General features: G+C 51.7%; 4 protein-coding genes. 3 read left to right on the forward strand and 1 reads right to left on the reverse strand.

All coding sequences use genetic code 11. From position 1 onward, the window contains the following. Nucleotides 1-267 (forward strand): hypothetical protein (locus tag WA429_RS20685; protein WP_336107826.1); only part of this gene is annotated, 267 nt, incomplete at its 5' end. Between the two features lie 292 nt (nucleotides 268-559). On the opposite strand, the gene WA429_RS20690 is transcribed toward WA429_RS20685, so the two are convergent. Beyond that, entirely contained in the window at nucleotides 560-1,225 is a 666-nt protein-coding gene (locus WA429_RS20690) for a hypothetical protein (protein ID WP_336107827.1), read from the reverse strand. A 232-nt stretch (nucleotides 1,226-1,457) separates the two neighbouring features. Between WA429_RS20690 and WA429_RS20695 the strand changes: the two genes are divergently transcribed. Together WA429_RS20695 and WA429_RS20700 are read left to right on the forward strand one after the other, a co-directional pair. Beyond that, on the forward strand, nucleotides 1,458-2,414 hold the full coding sequence (locus WA429_RS20695; RefSeq protein WP_336107828.1) for a M48 family metalloprotease: 957 nt from the start codon (nucleotides 1,458-1,460) through the stop codon (nucleotides 2,412-2,414). A 21-nt stretch (nucleotides 2,415-2,435) separates the two neighbouring features. Further along, nucleotides 2,436-3,179 carry a hypothetical protein gene (locus WA429_RS20700; RefSeq protein WP_336107829.1) on the forward strand — a complete coding sequence of 248 codons (744 nt, stop codon included), beginning with the start codon at nucleotides 2,436-2,438 and terminating at the stop codon, nucleotides 3,177-3,179. The last annotated feature ends 661 nt before the right edge of the window (nucleotides 3,180-3,840 follow it).

Below are 3,840 nucleotides of genomic sequence, written 5' to 3' on the forward strand. Positions count from 1 at the left end.
AACCCTGCGTGGACGGCCAGAAAACCGGCAAGCTTCAATGTTTGCTGGGGCAGGGACCTACCCTTCAACGAGGATGGCCAGTACGAAACTGGTAGAGCATCGGATGGTCGCCAGATTCCTCTCGTCGATTGTGAACGCACACTCACAGACGAAGTATCGGCATTTCTGAAGGATTTATCGGGCACCGGATACTTCCTGTACGCCAACAAGAGCGTCCGTGTGAACCGGCTATACTTCAAGGGCAGCGGGTACAATCCCTATTGGTAAACCGCAAATGTCGGTTCGATCCAATTTTTGGCACCTGTCGACACATTGCACAGCTAAACCCCGCCTAAAGTCCTGCTCTCAGACTTAATCTGAATGAGGCGCAGCCCAATGCAGGATGAATTCGCTCGTGAAATACCCTCACTATCAGACCAGAAAACACCCATCGGTGCAAAGCGGAAGCAATTCCCAGCAGCTCGGATGGGTTTTTCATTGGCCTTACGGGGTAGCTCAGAGTGTTCCGGGCGACGGTTCTGAAACCCCAAGAAAAACAATGTCTCAAAGAAAAACCAGCTCAGAGCAAACTGAGCTGGTGAGCACCCTTCTCAACGCTTTTGGACGTTGTGGGAGGGGGCTGATTGATCGGCTTTGCCGATCTCTGGAGCAACTTTGCGGCCTGTTTAGCCCCAGTGGCAACAGGATCGATACCGTTATCCATTTTGGAAGTGCTCGGATCTTCGACAAAGACCGGCATCGACCCGGTCGGGAGTACGAAACGATAACGCGCAAATCTCCCGCGTGCGGTTGTCGGGAATTCCTCGCCGGTTTCAGGATCCACATAGGACACGGACATCAAATTCAAATCACGGAACTGAGAAATGACATTCGATACGTTGGCCAGGGTGGGGGAACGAACATACTTGCGATATTCATCCGTGAGGAGGGCGACCTCATGATCATAGATCGAACGGGGCAGCGTTCCCTCACTCAGCTGCTCCTTCAAGCGCGCCATAGCCTTCTTGAAAGAGTTTGTCCGGTTTTTAACGCGCTCCAGTCGTTCTCCATGTCGCGACTGATGCTCGCTTCTGTCGACCATCTCGGCGAGCTCCTCACGGGTTGCATGAATGACACCATTCTCGTCGGCCAAAGACACCATGGCCAGCACAAGAGAAGTCGCAAATCTTGGACGGCTCATTTCATGAGCTGCCGCATGTAAATTGGACAAATACTGGTTGGCCATCATAGCCCCCAAAGTTGATACGATTCATGATCGAAAAAGAAGAACAAGCGTATCATTTTATAGGAACAAATTCAAGCATGCTAATCACTCAAAGTCCGCATAAAGCCTTGGGGTTTCATAAAATAAACCCGATATGAAGACTGTTCAAATTGGTTTTTAGTTCTATGTTTGTTTATGTTTTGTTTTTCTGCTTCAAACTGAGACCACCGCACGCAAGAAAGCACTCATCGCAATGAAACACCTCTCACTCTCAAGCTGGTCGATCTATCTGTTTGCGATCATTGTACCAATCAATATGGCCGCGATCGTGTGGTTGGACGTCAACTTGCTCCCTCTTGATGGGGCACCGGCAGCGCTCGTGCACATTGGTGCACTCTTCATTTGGGGTGTCATGATGATCGGGTTGCTCTCCATCTCACCGAGACAGATTGTAGAGGGGCAGGGGGGCAAGGTTGAAAGCAAATTGCCCGAAACCGAAAAGCAAGCTCTGGTAAAGGTCAAACCCGATGTCGAAGAGATCGCCAAGAAAGCAGGCGTGGCCCGAGCACCTGAGCTTGCAATGGACAATAGCGATGAGCTAAACGCGTTCGCCGCATCGAACTGGTTTGGTAGATCCATAATCTGCTTTAGCCCAGAGGCCATGCAGTTACCCCGAAACCAGTTGCGTGCGTTAATCGCACATGAGATGGCACACATCGCTCGCGGCGATAGCCTCGTACAATCCTTCCTGCGCTCCGTGGTCTTTCAGTTCACATGGACAGCGCTGGATCGAACCACCGCCTCGATCGGCAGCACTGTCAAAGGTACCTTATGGATACTTGCTATTGGTGCAGCGGCCATTGCCGGCATCTCGGGCATCACTGGGTTTACCGCAACCCCGCAGCTGCAGGCCCTCGCCTGGCTCGCCGGGGCGGCTATCGGAATAGCTGTTATCGCAAAGTTGGTGCAGTTTTCTGTGAAGACCCAGACCACCTTTGGCGCGTATGCGCTCAGCCGGCACATGGAGATGAAGGCAGATCGCCTGGCAGCCAAGTGGACCAGTCCAGAAGACATGCTCAAATTGATCGAAACGCTCACTGTACGGCACCAGGAACCAAGTAACCCACATTGGAGTGACAATCTTGTCAGCACACATCCGAGCCACAGAAAACGTATGGCTCGGCTGCAGCGTATGATCGCGAAGAAGTAATCTTAGACTTAGGAAATTTTCATGGCCCACGCTTGGGAGCTTAGCCCGACCATTGTCGGTTTTAACTTAGACTACCCCGAAGAAGTTATCCTTATTCATCATTTCATGATCGCCCATGCCGCTTTCCCAAACGACCCAATCCTGAAGGAGTTTTCACAGAAGTTCTTTTCAGACGGGAAGGGCGTGAGTGCAGTCGACTATGAACACATCATTCGTCTCGCCAGAAATATCAGTGCATCGTGTGAGGGGTTACTTCTTCGACCCTCGGGTAAGACAGAGTACATCGCCACCCGAGACAAAGCGAAGGCAGCCCTGCGTACAGAAACCCGGCATAAGCTTGACCAGAGAAATGGTGCGGCGTTGCTCGCGGATGCATATCGGGACTTGGAAAAACTGCCACCAGTAGTTGGGCATGACCAAGCCGCGCAACGGGTACTGTTCCAGCGCCACCACAATACAGATGGTGGCACTACAGCGCCATTAAGTGAAGAAGAGCTGCAACGTCGCCGAGAAGCGTTGAGGGCAGAAGTCGGGTCATCGTCTCCCGGTACTGGAGCACAACCCGATCTTACCGGTGTGGATTTGCTACAGCACATGGGTAGCAAAGAGGAAATACCGGTTCAGCAAGCTCCAGTTCCATCAAACACTGATGGAGCGAACTTAAGCAGCAAAGACGTGCTCTTATTGATCCATGAAGAAATCGGAAAGATGAATGAGACGCTATCCACCCTTGTTACAGAGGTCCGCCGCCTGAGAGATCACTGATCTGCTTAAGGCTCGCTTAACTCACCCATGGGTTAATCCAGTCGCTGGCATCTCTTCCAGCCTCTTGGGGACCTGTAAACTACCCATGGGGGACATCCAATGCCGTACTCTCACAGAGAACTGATAGAGCGAACACTCAAACTGCTTGCCGATATTCGCGAAATTGAGAGAACAAACAGCATTTACCTTGAACCGCGGATCTACCTTTCCAGTGCGTGTGATGCACTCATTAAGATTTCCAAAAACAACGCCGCGAGAAGGGATTAACGAACCTATGGGCATGAGCAACATCTCTTGGAGGAGCGCAAAGCGCTTCCTCCGGTTGCTTGATCTGAACAGGATGATGGCCTGCGCGCTGGTCATTCTGCTCGGGTGGACTTTTATTGGCCAAACACAGCCGATGTCTGCCCCACAATTGGAGCCATCGAGCTATAGCGCAATGTCCGTGAGTTCAACGCATTGTTGTTCAAAGACTTCTGCAATGAGCTGCTATGTCTGCTGGTACATAGCCGATGCCGCCACATCGAGGCGCCGGCAACAAATCACATCTCATCGCGCAGCACCAAACGGTGAAGACATCCCGCCCGCACTCTTTATCAAGCCAAAACTGGCACCTCCGCGCAAACACTCCTGACAATCAGCAACCTTGTTCTTAATGGAG

Origin of the sequence: Thalassospira sp. CH_XMU1420-2 (assembly GCF_037029325.1) — a bacterium.
GTDB lineage: Bacteria > Pseudomonadota > Alphaproteobacteria > Rhodospirillales > Thalassospiraceae > Thalassospira > Thalassospira povalilytica.

Excerpts from the sequence above, each read along its gene's own strand:
- WA429_RS20690 (WP_336107827.1), bottom strand. The coding sequence starts at position 1,225 with ATGGCCAACCAGTATTTGTCCAATTTACATGCGGCAGCTCATGAAATG.
- WA429_RS20700 (WP_336107829.1), top strand. The coding sequence starts at position 2,436 with ATGGCCCACGCTTGGGAGCTTAGCCCGACCATTGTCGGTTTTAACTTA.
- WA429_RS20695 (WP_336107828.1), top strand. The coding sequence starts at position 1,458 with ATGAAACACCTCTCACTCTCAAGCTGGTCGATCTATCTGTTTGCGATC.